Below are 16,493 nucleotides of genomic sequence, written 5' to 3'. Positions count from 1 at the left end.
CCACCGCCAAGTTTTGCTATCATCCACGCCAACTTTTTCGGCCCAGCGGCCATCGAGACGAGGTAGATGATGAAAGTAGGTATTATCGGCGCCATGGAGCAGGAAGTAGCCCTCCTGCGCAGCCAGCTGAGCGAGCCCACCACCCTGCAACTGGGCGGCTGCGAGTTCTATCAGGGTAAGCTGGCCGGTAAAGAGGTGATCCTGACCCGCTCCGGCATCGGCAAGGTCGCCGCCAGCGTCGCCACCAGCCTGCTGCTGGAGAAGTTCGCTCCCGATTGCGTCATCAACACCGGTTCCGCCGGCGGCTTCGCCCAGGATCTGCACATCGGTGACGTGGTCATCGCGAGCGAGATGCGCTTCCACGACGTGGACGTGACCGCCTTCGGTTACGAAATGGGCCAGATGGCCCAGCAGCCCGCCGCCTTCCCCTGCGACGAAAAACTCATCGCCCTGGCACAGGCCTGCATTGCCGAGCAAGGCAAGCACCAGACCAAGGTCGGACTCATCTGCACCGGCGATCAGTTCATGTGCAAGCCGGACGCCATCGCGAAAGCCCGTGCCGACTTCCCGCAGATGCTGGCGGTGGAGATGGAAGGGGCCGCCATCGGCCAGGTGTGCCACATGTTCAAGGTGCCTTATCTGGTGGTACGGGCCATGTCGGACATCGCCGGCAAGGAGCAGGTGGAATCCTTCGATGCCTTCATTGAGGTGGCGGGTCAACACTCCGCCGAAGTGATCATCGCGCTGCTCGGCAAGCTGTGATCGACGCCCCCTCCTGGGATGCCCTGATGACCGCCCTCGCCTCCACGACGGCGGCCATCATGGTGGGGGCCGCCCTGCTGGAGGCCCTGCTGCCCTGGCCCGCACGCTTTCGACCCGGCGCAGCCGTGCCTCTGCTCACCTGCCTCGGCCAGAAGGTCTATCGCCCCGACGGCACACCGCGCCAGCAGAGCCAGGCCGGGCTCCTTGCCCTGCTGGTGGTCTGGGTGCCCTGCGCTGCCGGTCTCTGGGCGGTGCGCAATCTCTCCCTGTCCGAGCCCCTGTTCGACCTCCTGTTCCTGCTGCTGATGCTCGAATCCCGCCCCTTGCGGGAACTCGCCCGGGGGAGCCGCGCCCTGGCGACCCAGGAGACGCTGGTCGTGGCAAGGCTGCAGGTCGCCCCCTGGCTCAAGCGGGAAACCGGCAAGCTCTCGGTGATGGGGTTGAACAAGGCGGTGAGCGAGACCTGCGTACTGCGCCTCGTCGGTCAGTGGGCCGCCCCCCTGCTGGGCTTCGCCCTGGCCGGGGTACAGGGTGCCCTGCTGGTGCGGCTCGCCCAGTTGACCCATCTGGCGTGGAACCCCAAGCAAAGCGCGTTCGTCCACTTCGGCCGCCCGGCTGCGGCGCTCTATCAGGGTTTCTGCGCCCCCGCCATCCTGTTGCTGGCGCTCCCCCTGTGCCTGACCCAGGTGCGCGGGCTGGGCAACAGAGTGCGACCTGCGCTGCATTGGCCCCATCCCGCCATGGGGGTCCTGCTCGCGTTGCTGGCCCGGGCCACGGGCCGCCGACTCGGCGGCCCCCGCTACTATCAGGGCCAGCTGGTGCGCTTTCCGGTATTTGATGAGGGGAGCGAACCCGATGCCAACCTGCCCCTGCGCCTGCTGCAGCGTCTGCAACTGACCGGCTGGGGCTGGCTCGGGCTCTCGCTGCTCCTGACATGGATGGCGCTCAATCATGGCTGATCGCGTTTCCCTTCGTGCCCTGGGCCTGTTTGTCTGCCTGCTGGGCACCTCACTGTGCGCCATGGCCACCCCGCCGCAGCGCATCGTGAGCCTCACTCCCCATCTAACGGAACTGCTGTTCGATATCGGCGCCGGGGATCGCGTGGTCGCCACCGACGATGCCTCCGATTACCCCGCCGAGGTGGCCAACCTCCCCCGGGTGGCCAACTATCGCAGCATCAACCTTGAGGCGCTGCTGGCCCAGAAGCCGGATCTGGTAGTGGCCTGGCGCTCCGCCCAGGCCCGTATGCTGGGCCCGGTCGAGCGCCTCGGCATTCCCATCTTCTACTCGGAGCCCACCGACTTTGCCTCCCTGGCCACCGAGATGCGCAGCCTGGGGCACCTGCTCGGGCTCACGCCCAGAGCCGACGAGCAAGCCCGCGCCTATCTGACCCGGCTCGACGCCCTGGCGGCGCGCTACGGCGAGCCCAAGCCCCTGTCTGTCTTCTATCAGCTCTGGTACCCGCCGCTCACCAGCGTCAATAATTCGACCTGGCCGGGGCAGGCCATCACCCTCTGCGGCGGACGCAACATCATGGCGAAGACGGGAGCAGCCTACCCCCAGGTCGGGCTGGAGCAGGTGATCAAGGCCAATCCCGGGCTTATCCTGGCTGGCGGCCAGGATCCTTCCGTGCTGGATCACTGGCGGCAGTGGCCCATGCTGGACGCCGTCAAACACCAACGGCTCGCCCTCATCAACGCCGATGAACTGCACCGCTTCACCCCCCGCGCCCTCAACGCGGTGGAGCAGATATGCGAGGCGATCGCCGGGAGCAGCGCGTCAACCCCTTGATGGCGCCTGCGTCACGGCGATGCTGTCTCCCATATCGCGGGTTATGGCATAAAATATGCTTTTGAATCTAACAGACACTCACTTCATAACGGGACCATGACATGTTCAACGGCAAAACGATCCTGATCACCGGGGGAACCGGCTCCTTTGGCAAGAAGTTCATCGAGGCTGTCCTCTCCCTCTACACGCCGAGCCGATTGATCGTCTACTCCCGTGATGAACTCAAGCAGTTCGAGATGCAGCAGCGTTTCAATCACCCCTGCATGCGCTATTTCATCGGTGACGTACGGGATGCCGAGCGCCTGGACATGGCCATGCACGGCGTGGACTTCGTGGTGCATGCCGCCGCCCTCAAGCAGGTGCCTGCCGCCGAATACAACCCCATGGAGTGCATCAAGACCAACATCCATGGTGCGGAAAACGTCATCAAGGCGGCCCTCAACAACGGGGTCGAGAAGGTGATCGCCCTCTCCACCGACAAGGCGGCCAATCCGGTCAACCTGTATGGCGCCACCAAACTCTGCTCCGACAAGCTGTTCGTCGCCGCCAATAATATGGCGGGCAAGCACCCCACCATTTTCTCCGTGGTACGTTATGGCAACGTGGTCGGCTCCCGGGGCTCTGTGGTGCCCTTCTTCGATCGCCTGATCAAGGAAGGGGCCAGCAGCTTGCCCATTACCCATGCCGAGATGACCCGTTTCTGGCTCACCCTGCAACAGGGGGTCGAGTTCGTGCTGACCAACTTTGCCCGCATGAAAGGGGGGGAAGTGTTCGTTCCGAAGATCCCGTCGGTACGCATCACGGATCTCGCCAGCGCCATGGCGCCGGACTTGCCCCAGGAGATCATCGGCATCCGTCCGGGCGAGAAGTTGCACGAGGTGATGTGTCCGGCTGACGACTCCTACCACACCTATGAATTTGACGACTATTACGTCATCGCTCCCAGCATCACCTTCACCAGCCGAAACAATGACTTCGCCGTCAATGCCCTGGGTGACACCGCGGTGCGGGTCGAGCACGGCTTTGAATACAATTCCCTCAATAATCGCCACTTCCTGTCGATAGAGGAATTGAAAGTCATGAATCAGCAGGTGCTCGCCGAATGATCCCCTATGGACGCCAATCCATCACAGATGAAGATATCGAAGCCGTCGTCGCCGTGCTGAAGTCGGACTACCTCACCCAGGGTGAGGCGGTCCCCGCCTTCGAACAGGGATTGGCCGACTACTGCCAGGCTCCCCACGTGATCGCCTGCAGCAACGGCACCACGGCCCTGCACCTTGCCTGCGCCGCGCTGGCGCTGGGCGAACAGGATTGGGTCTGGGTATCCGCCATCAGTTTCGTCGCCTCCGCCAACTGTGCCCGCTATTGCGGCGCCCAGGTGGATTTCGTCGACGTGGACTCCGCAACCGGCAACCTCTGCGTGACGGCGCTGCGCGAGAAGCTGCAACAGGTTCAGGGCAGCACTCGTCAGCCGAAAGCCCTGGTCGCCGTGCATCTCGCGGGCCAGCCCTGCGATCTCGCCGAGATAGGCGCCCTGTGCCGAGAATATGGCGTGTCCCTCATCGAAGATGCCTGCCATGCCCTGGGAGCCCGTTATCAGGGAGAGCCCATCGGCAGTTGTGCCCACAGCGACATGACCGTCTTCAGCTTCCATCCGGTCAAGCCCATCACGACCGGGGAAGGGGGCGCCGTCACGACTCGCAGTGCCGAGCTGGCCGCGAGGCTTCGTCTCTATCGCAGCCATGGCATCACCCGGGATCCGGCGCAGTTGACCGTCGACACTCCGGGAGGCTGGTACTACGAGCAGCAGGTACTCGGCTTCAACTATCGCCTGACCGACATCCAGGCGGCGCTGGGAAGCAGCCAGCTCGCCCGCCTGCCGCAGTTCATTGACAGGCGCCGGTTGTTGGCTGCCCGCTACGACGAGCTGCTGACTCGACTGCCGGTCGAGCCCTTGCACCAGGGGCATGACAGACTCAGTGGCTACCACCTCTATGTGATCCGGGTGCAAGACCGGGATGAGGTGTTTGCCCGTCTGAGAGACGCCGGTATCGGCGTCAACGTGCACTACATGCCCATTCCAGCCCAGCCCTATTACCGTGATCTCGGCCATGATCCCGCCGATTACCCAGGCGCCCAGGCCTACTACCGGCAAGCCATCAGCCTCCCCCTGTTCCCTGCCCTCTCATCGGCCGAGCAGGACAAGGTCATCGAGGCCCTGGAGCGGATACTATGCGCCTAGCCCTGGGGACGGTGCAGTTTGGGCTCGATTACGGCATCAGCAACCGCGCAGGCGAAGTGCAGGATCAGGAGCTCGACGCCATTCTGGCCCTGGCCCGCAAGCTGGGGATGAATACCCTGGACACGGCCCAGGCCTACGGCAAGGCCGAGGCGAGGCTCGGGATGTGCAACACCGCCGACTTTCAGGTCATCACCAAGCTCTCACCCAATATCGATGCCGCAGATCTGACCCCCTCTTTGGAGGCCAGCCTGCAACGACTGGCTCGCCCCAGTGTCGAGGGCTTGCTGCTGCACCGCAGCCAGGACGCCAGTCCGGCCCTGTTCGAGCGGCTGGCAGACCTTCAGCATCAGGGCAAGGTGGGCAAGGTGGGCGTCTCTGTCTACACCCCCGAGGAGCTGACGCGTTGGCTCGAGCAGGGTTATCCCCTGGAGCTGGTACAGCTCCCCGCCAATCTGCTCGATCAGCGTTTTTTGCGCGCAGGCTGGTTCGACCGGTTGCAGGCCATGGGGTGTGAAATCCATGTGCGCTCCCTCTTCCTGCAAGGTCTGTTATTGATGCAGCCAACCCTTCGTCCCCCTTATTTTGACGCCTTCAGCGAACCGCTCTCGCGACTGGATGGGTGGCAGCCCCATCTCTCCCTCCTCCACAAGGTGCTTGCCCTGATCCCGGCCCTGCCCCAGGTGAGCCGCTTCGTGGTCGGCGTCTGCCACGCACACGAGCTGGCAGCGATTGCATCTGCCTATGACCATCTGCATCCTGCTCAGGACGCCGAACTGGCAACCCTCACCTGCGACGAGCCGGCCCTCATCAACCCTGCCATGTGGAGAACATCATGATCCTCGGGATCCTGCAGGCCAGAGCCAACTCCAGCCGACTGCCTGGCAAGGTGCTCAAGCCTCTGCTCGGCGAGCCCATGCTCGCCCGCCAGATAGAGCGGCTCAAACGTTCCGCCAGGCTGGATCAATTGGTGGTCGCCACCAGCGATCAGCGCGAGGATGAGGCCATCGCGGCGCTTTGCGCCGAGCTGGACGTGCCCTGTTTCCGTGGCCCGCTGGACGATGTGCTGCTGCGTTTTCATCTCGCGGCCCAGCCCTTTGGGCCCAGCCAGATTGTCAGGCTCACCGGGGATTGCCCCCTCGCGGATCCGGCCCTTATCGACGAGCTTATCGCGCTTCATCTGGACGGTGGCTACGACTACAGCAGCAACTGTTGGGAGCCCAGCTACCCGGATGGGCTGGATGCCGAGATCTTGAGTGCAGCCACCCTCGATTTGCTCGCCGAACGTGCGCACACCCTGACCGAGCGCGAGCATGTGACCTACTACATCCGCCAGCATGCGGATGCGTTCAAGATTGGCACATTGAGTCGCACCCCCAGCCTCGCCCACCTGCGCTGGACGGTGGACGAACCCGCCGACTTCGCCCTGATCGAGCAGATATATCAGCGTCTTTACCCGTCAAACCCAGCCTTTGCCACCGACGACATTCTCGTCCTGCTGGCTCGTGAGCCGCAGTTGGCAACCCTGAACACTCAACATCAACGCAATGAGGGGCTGGCAAGCTCGCTGGCCAAGGAGAACCACTCATGAGTTCACGTTACCAGCATTCACTGACCCTGTCGGCCCGGGCCGAGCAGAGCATTCCCTTAGGGTCCCAAACCTTCTCCAAGAGCCGGCTCTGCTTTCCCTATGGCGCAGCCCCGCTCTTTATCGAGCGCGGCCAGGGCGCCAGGGTGTGGGATGTGGATGGCAACGAGTACCTGGATTTTGCCAGCGGCCTGCTCGCCATCAGCCTGGGCTATTGTGATTTGGATGTGAACCAGGCAGTGATGGAGCAACTCAACCTGGGCTCCATCTTCTCCCTGCCCCACCGTCTTGAGACCGAGGTCGCCGAACAGCTGATCGAGCTCATCCCTTGCGCCGAGATGGTTCGCTTTGGCAAGAACGGCACCGACGCCACCTCCGCCTGCATTCGTCTCTCCCGCGCAGTGACAGGGCGAGAGCGCGTTGCCGTCTGCGGCTACCATGGCTGGCAGGACTGGTACATCGGCTCCACCACCCGTCATCTGGGAGTCCCGGAGTGCGTGCGCGAGCTCACCCACCGCTTCGACTACAACGATCTGGACTCCCTCAAGACCCAGCTGGAAGCCCACCCCGGTGAGTTTGCCGCCGTGATCCTGGAGCCCATGAACGTCGCCTGGCCCGCCCCGGACTTTCTGCCCGGTCTGCGCCAGCTGTGTGATGAACACGGCGCCCTGCTGGTCTTTGACGAGACTATCACCGGCTTTCGCTTCCACCTCGGGGGTGCGCAGACCCTGTTTGGCGTCACCCCGGATCTGGCCGCTTTCGGCAAGGGGATGGCCAACGGTTTTCCCATCTCCGCCGTGGTGGGTCGCCGCCAGTACATGCGCCGCATGGAGGACATCTTCTTCTCCGGTACCTTCGGCGGCGATGCCATCGCCCTGGCGGCGGCGAACGCCGTGATCGGCAAGATGCGTCGGCTCGACGTACCAGCCAGGCTGGCCGAGCGAGGCCAGCAACTGCTGGATGGGCTCAACGCACTGCTGGAACAAGTGAACGCCCCACGCTGGCTGCAAAGCGCGGGTCATCCGAGCTGGAGCTTCCTGCTCATCGGCGACTCCCCCAACCATTCCAGCTGGCTGCTCAAGAGCTACTTCATCCAGGAGCTGTGCAAACGGGGCATCCTCAGTCTCGGCAGCCACAACCTGAACCTTGCCCACAGCGAAGAGGACGTCCAAACCCTGCTGGCCGTCTATGCCGATATCCTGCCGGCGCTTATCCGGCTGGATGCGGACAAGGCCATTCATCAGGCCCTGGATGGCGAACCCATCCAGCCGGTGTTCAAGGTGCGTTGAGTGCTGCCACTCTGGATCTTCAGTGAAGGGGACAGGGTCCGGGGCCTGGGGCACCTCAGCCGTTGCAGCGCCTATGCGCAGGCCTGGCGACAACAGGGAGGCGTCGTCCACTGGGTGGTGGACGGCGATGCGCTTGCCAGCACCCTGCTCGAAGGGGAGTCCGTCAGCTGGGGTCGCTGGCAGCAGCAATCCATCCCCCCGCAACAGGCGGTCGCCATCGTCGACTCCTACTCGGCCAGTCTGGAGACGCTGCAGAGCATGGCAGCGGGATTTGTGCGAGTGATGTACCTCGATGACACCGAACGTCTGGACTATCCAGAGGGGATGGTGGTCCATGCCAGCCCCGGCCCCCATGGTGACAAGTCCGGCGCCGCCATCTGGCGGTGGGGGCCGGGCTGGCAACCTTTGCGCCCCCCATTCTGGTCGGTCCCCACCCGAACCAGGTTTGCCGACCGTGTCGAACGCATCTTGATCATCATGGGGGGAACCGACGTGCGCGATCTGACACCCGGGCTGGTGAGCCGGCTGCGCCAGTCCCACCCTGACATGGAGCTGAATGTTGTCAACCGGGAGCGGGACACCCGGTTGTCGGGATGCCGGCAACATCACCGTCTGGATGCCGAGCAGATGATCGCGCTCATGTCTCACTGCGATCTGGCCATCAGCGCCGCCGGACAGGTGACCTATGAACTGGCACGCTGCGGTCTGCCCGGCATTCTCGTCGGCGTGGCAGACAACCAGCGTCGTCAGCTGGCTGGCTGGTGCGGCCCGGACGCTTTCATGTCGGCTGGGTGGTGGCACGATACCGCCTTGCTCTCCCGGCTGGAGCAAGGATTGACAGCGCTGTCTGCACCGGACGAACGGTCAAGACGGTCACAGGGGCTGCAGCAACTCATGACAGGAAACGGCACTCTGGAGGCACTTTCATGGCTCAACCAGAGATGAACCTGCAGCGCCACCTAACGCTGTCCGGTGCCACACTCACCCCCTTCGCCATGCTGGACGAACAACAGAAAATTGCCGTCTGGCAGATGCGCACGCATCCCGACATTGCCCACTGGATGAACAGTGGCGGCGACATCAGCCTGGAGTCGCATCTCGCTTTCATGGCTCGCCAGCATCAGGACACCCGCAACATCAACTATCTCTGCCAGGACAACGCGGGCCCCATCGGAGTCATCTCCTTGCACAGGCTGGACTGGCACAATCGCCTCGCCTGGCTCGGGATCTATCGCAATCCCTTTCGCCTCGACAAGGGGCTGGGCGCACGCCTGCTGAGCGCCGTGAACCAGCTCGCCTTCGACATCGCCCGTCTGCATACCCTCAAGCTGGAAGTCGCGGCAGACAACGAAAGGGCCATCAAAGCCTATCTGAGATCCGGTTTTCGCCATGAAGGGGTCTGGCGGGAAGCCGTGTATCGCCCTCAGACATCAAACTATGTGGATCTCGTGCTCATGGGGATCACTGAACAGGAGTGGAATAATTCATGACCCAAACCATGACTCGTACCTTCAATCCGACGCGATGCTTCATCATTGCCGAACTCTCTGCCAACCACGGCCACTCACTGGAGACGGCGCTGGCGACGGTGCGCTCAGCCAAGGCGTGTGGTGCCGATGCCATCAAGATCCAGACCTATACGGCCGACACCATCACCCTTGATTGTGACAATGAATATTTCCAGATCAATCAGGGCACCATCTGGGATGGCACCACGCTCCACAAACTCTATCAGGAGGCCTATACCCCCTGGGAGTGGCATGCCGCCATCCAGGCCGAGGCCCGCAAAGAGGGGCTCGTCTTCTTCTCTACTCCCTTCGACACCAGTGCCGTCGATTTTCTGGAGACGCTCGACGTCCCTCTCTACAAGATCGCCTCGTTTGAAATCACCGACATTCCTCTGATCGAGTACACCGCCAGCAAGGGAAAGCCGATGATTATCTCGACCGGTATCGCGACCCTGGCCGATATTGATGCTGCCGTGCAGGCATGCCGCCGCGTGGGCAATCATGACATCACATTGCTCAAGTGCACTTCTTCCTATCCAGCGCCGGTGGACGAGGCCAACCTGCTCACCATGCCCAATATGAAGCAGACTTTCGGAGTCGAAGTGGGCTTGTCGGATCATACCCTGGGAGAGGCCGTGGCCATGGCCGCAACCGCCCTGGGTGCACGCGTGATAGAGAAACACTTCATTCTGGACCGCACCCTGGGCGGGCCGGATGCCTCCTTCTCCATGACACCGGATGAATTCGCTCATATGGTCGAGGGAGTACGGCAAGTCGAGGCTGCACTGGGGAATGTCAGCTATCACCTGAACGACAAGACACTGCGAAACCGGCGATTCGCTCGCTCTCTCTTCGTCTGTGAGGACATGAAAGCCGGGGATGCATTCACGTCACGCAATGTCCGCTCCATCCGCCCTGCCGATGGGTTGCCCCCGGTTCATCTTCCATCCCTGCTGGGTCGCCATGCCAGCCAGGATATTCAGGCCGGCACGCCGCTGGCATGGTCATTGATTGTCTGACTGCAAGGAACATCCCATGGATCAGAAAAATGTCTTCATGGCACGGGAAGGGAATGAATGGTATGAGCGCAACAAGAGCGCCATTCTCGGCAAGACACTGGACAACGACCCTATCTTCAAGGCGCTGGCGTATCTGGGCTGCAAACCTGCCAGGATTCTGGAGATAGGGTGCGCCAATGGCTGGCGGCTAGCGCAGCTGGCCGAGCACTACGGTGCCCGATGCTATGGGGTGGACCCTTCGGCCAGCGCCATTGAAGACGGGAGCACACGCTATCCCGGGTTGCACCTTGCAGTCGGAACGGCCGACAGTCTGCCCGATATAGAACCTGTCGATCTCATCATCTTCGGCTTCTGCCTCTATCTTTGCGATCCCCAAGACTTGTTCAAGATTGCCGCTGGCAGCGATGCGCTACTGGCCGATCGGGGCCTGATGACCATACTGGATTTCAACCCGCCGGCCGGACATTATCGCAACGACTATCAACATCATGCCCATTTATTCAGCTACAAGATGAACTATGGAGAGCTGTTTGGTTGGCATCCGGGTTACCACCGTCTGTTTGAACATGTACAGCATCACGACGGTAGCGCAGAAATGGAACCGGATGCCCTAATCTCCGTGCAAATCTTGCGAAAGGATGCAAGGTTGCTCGCAGCGCAGAACCCCTATCCAAAAAGATAAAAAATACCGACCTCTGGGTCGGTATTTTTCTTCGTGCAAGGCTCATGGCTTGTATAACCCCTTCCGGGGAAGATTCACACCTTGCTACCCGCTTTTTTTCTGAACAATGCCATCACTTCGTTATCTATCATGTCCACACTGTCGAGCGCTCTTGGATACATCGCCTTCACCTTCCCGAGAAACTCCAGCCACAACGCGATGGCGGGCTTCATCAGTTGCAGGGTTTTCTCTTCACCTTCGAACGAATAGAGAATGGAGCTCAACAGCGTAAACACATAGTTCATTGAGCCGACCATGGTCTGGGTAATATGCTGCTGCCGTGTGGCGGCAATCTGGGCGAGGTAACCAAAGTTGCGCAACATCAACTGGTTCACTTCGTTGCGCGACGTGAACGGCTGCTGCCATTCCTCCATCATCTTGTCGATAAAGATATTGAAGAACTCGACATCGAGCAGAGAAGAAAAGTCTTCTTTGGACAGTTGAATAGGGGCGCACAACGATGCGATTTCTCCCAGCAACGCCGTCTTGTCAACGCGCTGGGAGAAGCTGATTTCAACGCTGGGCAAGGCTCTGGCATGGGTTATTTTGGCGCCATCGCTACAGTTGAAACACTGTACATCGGGATTGGCCGCCAGTGCTTGCTCCATGACATGGCGGGAGGTATCAAACATGGCGTTGCTGATGACCATACCGCCAAAATTCCCTTCTCGCCGCCATTGGCTGTCGCCATACATCATCTCACCCAGGGTTCCGGCACTCTCTTCATTGTTGTAGTAAGAGCTGAGCCGGGAATGGTGATGCCCCTTATGCTTGTACCCATTGTCCAGACCGAAAAGATAAAGATGCTTGAAGCCAAGGTGGATGGGAGCACTGACACCGATGTTGCCGACCAGGGGGTTCACCCCCCCCAGGGCCGCACAAGGTTGTAAACCGGGGAAATAATTTCGATAAAGCACGACGCCAGGTTCACTGAGTTTGAATGCGAGTGCCGAGGTATTGAACAGCGTCGCGCAGTCAGGATGAATGACATCGGTACTCAGGAACAGCACATCGCGCAGATATTCAGGATCATCCAGGTTCACCAGGAAATCATAAACGACCTTGGTTCTTTCCGTCTCGACGTGAATATCCGGTTTGATGCCCACTTTGTGCAAGGCAGAAATGGCGCTGCCACACGAAATGATGATGGCTTTGTCTTTGTTCTGTTCTATGACAGCAATGGCATCATCCAGAGACGGGCCATTGGCGACGATGAAAACAGGGGTTCGCTGATACTGGGGCGAGACCCGTCGATCTTTTTGCAGGAACGGGACTCCGCGCTCGATGTTGTTGATGGTGTGAGACAGGGCGATCAGATTGTCGTCAAAGAACCCCCACCCCATCACCAGCAAGAAATATTCTTGCTGCACCTTTTCGATCAGCTTCTTGATCTTTTCATTCTGATAGCCCCACATGATGAATGCATTGGCAATCAGGAAGGAACCACGGCTGTGAATGGCAGAGGCGAAATCCTTGACGATGCTCTCTTCATCCTGTCCCAGCAGGATCTGCATCCCCAGGTTTTCCTGATGCAGGTAATCGAGCAAAGGTGCCCAGTCGAAGCAGTACAAGGAGGCGTAAAAGAGATCCAGATCCGGCTCGAAGAGGAACAGAGTGCCGATCTTGCACCTTTCATAGAGATAGCCAAGGTGGTACCCGAGGCCGACGCCAAACACCAGGGCACTGGGGACCTCATTGGGTACATGTTCGAGCTGTGTCTCCGTCTCAGAAATATCGTCAAGGTAAGCATTCAGCTTGTTGAGATACTCGACATGCATAAAGCCAAGGGGATTCGCCTCCTGGCTGAAGGAGAACTTGGACAGGCCCCCTTTCTCCATGAACTCGGTGACCAGGGTCTCACAGATGAGGTAGGGTTCGTTGCCGTAGACGGCAACGCCATCATCTAGCCACTCAAGATTGGGTTGACCATTCTCGTTGCAGAAAAACCTGAACGGGCGAGCGGGTTGGTAACGCTCATAGGTATCGGCGATATGGGGAATATATCGACGGAATGCCGCCATATTCTGTTCAAATCTCAGCGGCAACGCCACTGCCATGGCGGCTTCCTGTTCCGCCTGCTGCTGGAGTCGCAGTGCATCCTGCTCAGCTTGCATCAGGGCGGAATCGACATTGAGCGACATCAGAACTCCTTGCTGTTCACACGATAGGCCTGACCGGCCTTGCTGGCTCTTCCGAACAGGGTCAACTGTTCGAAAATGGCATGATGATGAGTGGCGGCCAGGTTTTTCATGGCCTCTTCCTGAACGGACAATCTGACGGCCAGAGCGGCTACCGCCTGTTGCTCTGCCGCATCGCCGCTGGCCAGCGTGACCAGCTTATCGATCAAGACAAGCCTGTCATCCATGCATTGCAAGGCATCATCATATTGCTGCTGCCGCAACAGCGTCTCCATGAGGCGGGCATTCTCGTCCAGTGCCTCTTCGAGCACGGCCAGCCTGGAGCTCACAGCTCACCCAACTGCTGTCTCATCTGATAACCCTGGTGTTTTTCGGATTCAGGCAGTTGATCCCAGCCTGACTTGATGGTCAGCATGAGAGTCATAACTTCATCAAGAGGCGCCGTATCCCGGTTCAGACTGGCATCCCAAACCCGTTCATCCATATAGGCGTAAAGCCCATACAGATCCTCCGCCATGCGCCCCTGGCTCATGTCCAGCGCATCCTGCAACCCGTGAAGCAATCCTTGTGCCTTGGAGACGGCAGTGGCTTTGGCCTCCATGTCATTGCGCTCAATGGCTCCCTTGGCTTGAGCCAGTCGCTCCAGGCAGCCCTGCATCATCAACTGGATGACACGGTGAGGGTCTGCAGTGGCCAGATCGGCCGCCAAATTACCCGCTGTATATGCTTTGATATTGCGCTTGTACATAATTCAACACTCTCGATCTATCAAGACTTCTGATAACTCGTCTGCAATGTTGCCAATGCAGAAGCAGAACTGTTCATCTTGACCAGCAAGGCATCCAGACTGCCGTACTGGGCGCGCAATGCCGCTTCATACTTCGTCAACTGGGCATTGGCCGTCGCCGTTTTTTGGGTCAGCGCACGCAAATCCGAATTCAGGACATCTTCTCGTTGCGCAAGCATGCCGCCGCTCTTGGTATATTCTTTCAGGCCGGAATTAAGGGTAGATGCCAGCCCCTTCTCTCCCCCAAACAGGGCCACCACCTGATCGAAGTTCTTGTCGACAGCTTCCCCGAACTTCGTCTTGTCGAGGGATAGTTTTCCCTTGTTGTCCATCTTGATGCCAATCTCAAAGACGGTGGAATAAGTACCGCTGTTCTGAGAAGGGCTGACCAGCAGGTTGCTCATGAAAGACTCGATCGCTCGGGTGGTGGAATCCCCGGCCAGAGCACCGCCATCGTCTTGCTTCACACCACCCACGAAGGTGTTGCGTTTGCCCAGGGAATTCATCTTGTCTTGCAGAGTGTTGTAACCATCCACGAACTGCTGGACAAGCTCCTGAATGGAGGTCTTATCGGTCGTGATATCGACCTTGTTTGCCTTGAGATCCCCCGCACTGTCTTTATCCGACACGCGAAGTACCGTCACCTTGAGATCCTGAATGGAATCATCAAAGGTGTTTGTATCACTCTTGAGGACGTTGCCATCCACGTTAATCTCGGCACTGCTGGCTGCCCGGGTCTGGCTCATCACACCGCCACCGGCTTCGAAAACCCCTAGCTCGGCGTTATCGCCGGTGATGGTCAAATCCTTGCCGTCTCCCGAGATACCGGAGTCGATCACCAGCTTGGCCTTGCCATCAGCCGTGTTTACGATGTTGACACTCAGACCGAAGTTATCGCCATTGCTGTTGATGCTTTTACGGATATCTTGCAGGGTGTCCCCAGCCTTCACATCAACCTTGAACGTCTTGTCACCCGCCTTGAAGGTCAGTTGCCCATCCTGAGTCGCCAGAGGGGTGGTCGAACTGTCGAAGATCCCCTCCTGGCGGCTCGTTTCCGCCAACTTATTGACGATGATGTTGTATTGACCGTTGGAAGCACCAGACTTGCTCTCCACCTTCAAAATGGGGTCATCTTTGCTCTGGGTGATGTTGATGGCACGTTTGTTGAACGCACCTGGCGCACTCAGTTTATCAAGAATGTCGGTAAAGGCAGAGATGGAGGATTTCAGCTGACCGATACCGGACAAGGAGATCTGGGTACTGTTTTGCTTGGTAATGATCGGCTGTTGCAATTGGGCTTTTTTCGCTGCCACACTCGCCGAGATCACACTTTCAAGATCGAGTCCAGACCCCGCCCCTGCTGAAGTAATTGCCATCAAATCCTCCTGTCTATCAACTTAAAATATCAGGTTACACCTGGCCATCGAACAACAGCCCGGAGAGACTTGGCAGGGTGTTCCCTGCCTGCTCCATGGCCTGCAACCTCTTGTTCATCAAGAGCATTTCTTCACTCGGGATCTGTCGGATAACCTGTTTGGTATCCACATCAATGACCTTGATGACCGGCTGCTCCAGCTCGGGAACCAGACTGAAGTTGATTGTCCATCCCTTCATCTTGCTCAAGTTGTCCAAGCGTTCTTGCAATTCTTGGGCCTGTTTTTCTATATAGGCCTTGTCAATGCTCGGCTTGACTGCCTTGATGTGTGTCGGTGGCTCCTGCGATGCCTTGGCTGCCGACTCGACGCCTTTCTGTTCGGCCACATCATGTCCACCCGCAACGGATGAAGAAGCAGGCATGGCGGCCTGAGGGCCGCCATGTTGAGTTAGCGTCGAAGAAACAGAAGGCATGGCTATCGATTCATTGCCCATCTGCTGCTCCTCATATCAATGATGTTGACGTTACGGCCCGCTTAACCCAGCAGTTGCAGTGCAGACTGCGGACGCTGGTTGGCCTGGGCCAGGATGCTGGAAGCCGCCTGTTGCAGAATGTTCTGCTTGGTCATGTTGGCGGTTTCTGTAGCAAAGTCTGCATCGCGGATACGGGAACGTGCTGCGCTCACGTTTTCCGAGATATTGGCCTGGTTACGAATGGTGGAGTCCAGACGGTTCTGCACCGCACCCAGCTCCGCACGCTTGCTGTCCACAACTCCCAACATGGCATCAGCAGCAGCCAGAACCTGTTGAGCACCACTCTGAGTGCTAATGCTGATAGAGCTACCGGCAGCAAAGATGGCGGTAACGTTGATGGCTGTACCAATGACAGTACCTACATCCACCGTCGTGTTGGCTGCAGCCGCAATGCCGGAGATGCTGAAACCGTCAGCCTGGGAGAGGCTGAAACCGATGGTTTGGTTGGCATCCGCACCGACCTGGAAGCTGCCGCTGTAGTTGCCATCCAGCAATTTGGTACCGGCAAAGGTGGTGTCTTTGGAGATACGGTTGATCTCCGCCCCCAGCTGATCCACTTCCTTCTGCAGAGCTTCACGATCTTTGGCGGAGTTGGAGCCGTTGGCAGATTGTTGCGCCAGGGTACGCATGCGTTGCAGCATACCTGTCACTTCGTCCATGGCCCCTTCAGCGGTCTGCGCCAGAGAGATGCCATCGTTGGCGTTGCGGTTGCCCTGGTCCAGGCCGTTTACCTGGGAGGT

18 protein-coding genes are annotated in these 16,493 nt (G+C 59.3%); 12 read left to right on the top strand and 6 right to left on the bottom strand.

Annotation, left to right across the window (positions count from 1 at the left end; translation table 11 throughout):
* Positions 1-69 precede the first annotated feature (69 nt).
* The 12 genes from mtnN (at position 70) to AB5Y93_RS05695 (ending at position 10,881) form a co-directional block, all read left to right on the top strand.
* Positions 70-762 (top strand): 5'-methylthioadenosine/S-adenosylhomocysteine nucleosidase, encoded by a 693-nt coding sequence (gene mtnN, locus AB5Y93_RS05750; RefSeq protein ID WP_010674306.1) that lies wholly within the window; start codon positions 70-72, stop codon positions 760-762.
* Between the two features lie 26 nt (positions 763-788).
* Entirely contained in the window at positions 789-1,721 is a 933-nt protein-coding gene (locus AB5Y93_RS05745) for a cobalamin biosynthesis protein (protein ID WP_368228954.1), read from the top strand.
* Positions 1,722-1,782: 61 nt separating this feature from the next.
* Positions 1,783-2,553 (top strand): cobalamin-binding protein, encoded by a 771-nt coding sequence (locus tag AB5Y93_RS05740; RefSeq protein ID WP_368228999.1) that lies wholly within the window; start codon positions 1,783-1,785, stop codon positions 2,551-2,553.
* Positions 2,554-2,654: 101 nt separating this feature from the next.
* Complete coding sequence (pseB, locus tag AB5Y93_RS05735) at positions 2,655-3,659, top strand: UDP-N-acetylglucosamine 4,6-dehydratase (inverting) (RefSeq protein WP_010674303.1); 1,005 nt, start codon at positions 2,655-2,657, stop codon at positions 3,657-3,659.
* A complete protein-coding gene (pseC, locus tag AB5Y93_RS05730) occupies positions 3,656-4,798 on the top strand; it encodes a UDP-4-amino-4,6-dideoxy-N-acetyl-beta-L-altrosamine transaminase (protein WP_368228953.1) in 1,143 nt (380 codons plus the stop codon). Before pseB ends, pseC begins: the two co-directional genes overlap by 4 nt.
* The gene (locus AB5Y93_RS05725) at positions 4,789-5,634 is read left to right on the top strand and encodes an aldo/keto reductase (RefSeq protein ID WP_368228952.1); all 846 of its coding nucleotides are present in this window, start codon (positions 4,789-4,791) and stop codon (positions 5,632-5,634) included. The genes pseC and AB5Y93_RS05725 overlap by 10 nt, the downstream gene beginning before the upstream one ends.
* On the top strand, positions 5,631-6,386 hold the full coding sequence (locus AB5Y93_RS05720) for an NTP transferase domain-containing protein (RefSeq protein WP_151027613.1): 756 nt from the start codon (positions 5,631-5,633) through the stop codon (positions 6,384-6,386). Before AB5Y93_RS05725 ends, AB5Y93_RS05720 begins: the two co-directional genes overlap by 4 nt.
* Positions 6,383-7,672, top strand: a complete 1,290-nt coding sequence (locus AB5Y93_RS05715) for an aminotransferase class III-fold pyridoxal phosphate-dependent enzyme (RefSeq protein ID WP_368228951.1) — start codon at positions 6,383-6,385, stop codon at positions 7,670-7,672. The genes AB5Y93_RS05720 and AB5Y93_RS05715 overlap by 4 nt, the downstream gene beginning before the upstream one ends.
* Entirely contained in the window at positions 7,673-8,617 is a 945-nt protein-coding gene (locus tag AB5Y93_RS05710) for a hypothetical protein (protein ID WP_368228950.1), read from the top strand.
* Positions 8,599-9,162, top strand: coding sequence for a UDP-4-amino-4,6-dideoxy-N-acetyl-beta-L-altrosamine N-acetyltransferase (gene pseH / locus AB5Y93_RS05705; protein WP_368228949.1), 564 nt, complete (start codon positions 8,599-8,601; stop codon positions 9,160-9,162). Before AB5Y93_RS05710 ends, pseH begins: the two co-directional genes overlap by 19 nt.
* A complete protein-coding gene (pseI, locus tag AB5Y93_RS05700) occupies positions 9,159-10,199 on the top strand; it encodes a pseudaminic acid synthase (RefSeq protein ID WP_227656141.1) in 1,041 nt (346 codons plus the stop codon). The genes pseH and pseI overlap by 4 nt, the downstream gene beginning before the upstream one ends.
* 16 nt (positions 10,200-10,215) lie before the next feature.
* Positions 10,216-10,881 carry a trans-aconitate 2-methyltransferase gene (locus AB5Y93_RS05695; RefSeq protein ID WP_151027610.1) on the top strand — a complete coding sequence of 222 codons (666 nt, stop codon included), beginning with the start codon at positions 10,216-10,218 and terminating at the stop codon, positions 10,879-10,881.
* A gap of 74 nt (positions 10,882-10,955) precedes the next feature.
* Here AB5Y93_RS05695 and AB5Y93_RS05690 read toward each other — a convergent pair whose 3' ends face one another.
* The 6 genes from AB5Y93_RS05690 to AB5Y93_RS05665 all read right to left on the bottom strand — a co-directional run.
* A complete protein-coding gene (locus AB5Y93_RS05690) occupies positions 10,956-13,061 on the bottom strand; it encodes a 6-hydroxymethylpterin diphosphokinase MptE-like protein (RefSeq protein ID WP_368228948.1) in 2,106 nt (701 codons plus the stop codon).
* A complete protein-coding gene (locus AB5Y93_RS05685) occupies positions 13,061-13,333 on the bottom strand; it encodes a hypothetical protein (protein WP_151027608.1) in 273 nt (90 codons plus the stop codon). Before AB5Y93_RS05685 ends, AB5Y93_RS05690 begins: the two co-directional genes overlap by 1 nt.
* A gap of 50 nt (positions 13,334-13,383) precedes the next feature.
* Positions 13,384-13,806 carry a flagellar export chaperone FliS gene (gene fliS, locus AB5Y93_RS05680; protein WP_042015966.1) on the bottom strand — a complete coding sequence of 141 codons (423 nt, stop codon included), beginning with the start codon at positions 13,804-13,806 and terminating at the stop codon, positions 13,384-13,386.
* A 20-nt stretch (positions 13,807-13,826) separates the two neighbouring features.
* Positions 13,827-15,224, bottom strand: a complete 1,398-nt coding sequence (fliD, locus tag AB5Y93_RS05675) for a flagellar filament capping protein FliD (RefSeq protein ID WP_191967237.1) — start codon at positions 15,222-15,224, stop codon at positions 13,827-13,829.
* A gap of 31 nt (positions 15,225-15,255) precedes the next feature.
* Positions 15,256-15,714: a flagellar protein FlaG gene (locus AB5Y93_RS05670; protein ID WP_225315744.1), complete on the bottom strand. Its 459-nt coding sequence runs from the start codon at positions 15,712-15,714 to the stop codon at positions 15,256-15,258.
* 41 nt (positions 15,715-15,755) lie between these two features.
* On the bottom strand, positions 15,756-16,493 hold a 738-nt coding region (locus AB5Y93_RS05665), incomplete at its 5' end, for a flagellin (RefSeq protein WP_368228947.1).

It is taken from the genome of Aeromonas sp. R10-1, assembly GCF_040908465.1.
Lineage (GTDB): Bacteria > Pseudomonadota > Gammaproteobacteria > Enterobacterales > Aeromonadaceae > Aeromonas > Aeromonas caviae.
This window is presented reverse-complemented; position numbering and strand designations above follow the sequence as displayed.

Coding starts and splice junctions, on each gene's coding strand:
- pseH (WP_368228949.1), top strand. CDS start 8,599: ATGGCTCAACCAGAGATGAACCTGCAGCGCCACCTAACGCTGTCCGGT.
- AB5Y93_RS05725 (WP_368228952.1), top strand. CDS start 4,789: ATGCGCCTAGCCCTGGGGACGGTGCAGTTTGGGCTCGATTACGGCATC.
- pseC (WP_368228953.1), top strand. CDS start 3,656: ATGATCCCCTATGGACGCCAATCCATCACAGATGAAGATATCGAAGCC.
- AB5Y93_RS05745 (WP_368228954.1), top strand. CDS start 789: ATGACCGCCCTCGCCTCCACGACGGCGGCCATCATGGTGGGGGCCGCC.
- AB5Y93_RS05690 (WP_368228948.1), bottom strand. CDS start 13,061: ATGTCGCTCAATGTCGATTCCGCCCTGATGCAAGCTGAGCAGGATGCA.
- fliS (WP_042015966.1), bottom strand. CDS start 13,806: ATGTACAAGCGCAATATCAAAGCATATACAGCGGGTAATTTGGCGGCC.
- AB5Y93_RS05720 (WP_151027613.1), top strand. CDS start 5,631: ATGATCCTCGGGATCCTGCAGGCCAGAGCCAACTCCAGCCGACTGCCT.
- AB5Y93_RS05695 (WP_151027610.1), top strand. CDS start 10,216: ATGGATCAGAAAAATGTCTTCATGGCACGGGAAGGGAATGAATGGTAT.
- AB5Y93_RS05670 (WP_225315744.1), bottom strand. CDS start 15,714: ATGGGCAATGAATCGATAGCCATGCCTTCTGTTTCTTCGACGCTAACT.
- AB5Y93_RS05740 (WP_368228999.1), top strand. CDS start 1,783: ATGGCCACCCCGCCGCAGCGCATCGTGAGCCTCACTCCCCATCTAACG.
- AB5Y93_RS05715 (WP_368228951.1), top strand. CDS start 6,383: ATGAGTTCACGTTACCAGCATTCACTGACCCTGTCGGCCCGGGCCGAG.
- pseI (WP_227656141.1), top strand. CDS start 9,159: ATGACCCAAACCATGACTCGTACCTTCAATCCGACGCGATGCTTCATC.
- AB5Y93_RS05685 (WP_151027608.1), bottom strand. CDS start 13,333: ATGGAGACGCTGTTGCGGCAGCAGCAATATGATGATGCCTTGCAATGC.
- pseB (WP_010674303.1), top strand. CDS start 2,655: ATGTTCAACGGCAAAACGATCCTGATCACCGGGGGAACCGGCTCCTTT.
- mtnN (WP_010674306.1), top strand. CDS start 70: ATGAAAGTAGGTATTATCGGCGCCATGGAGCAGGAAGTAGCCCTCCTG.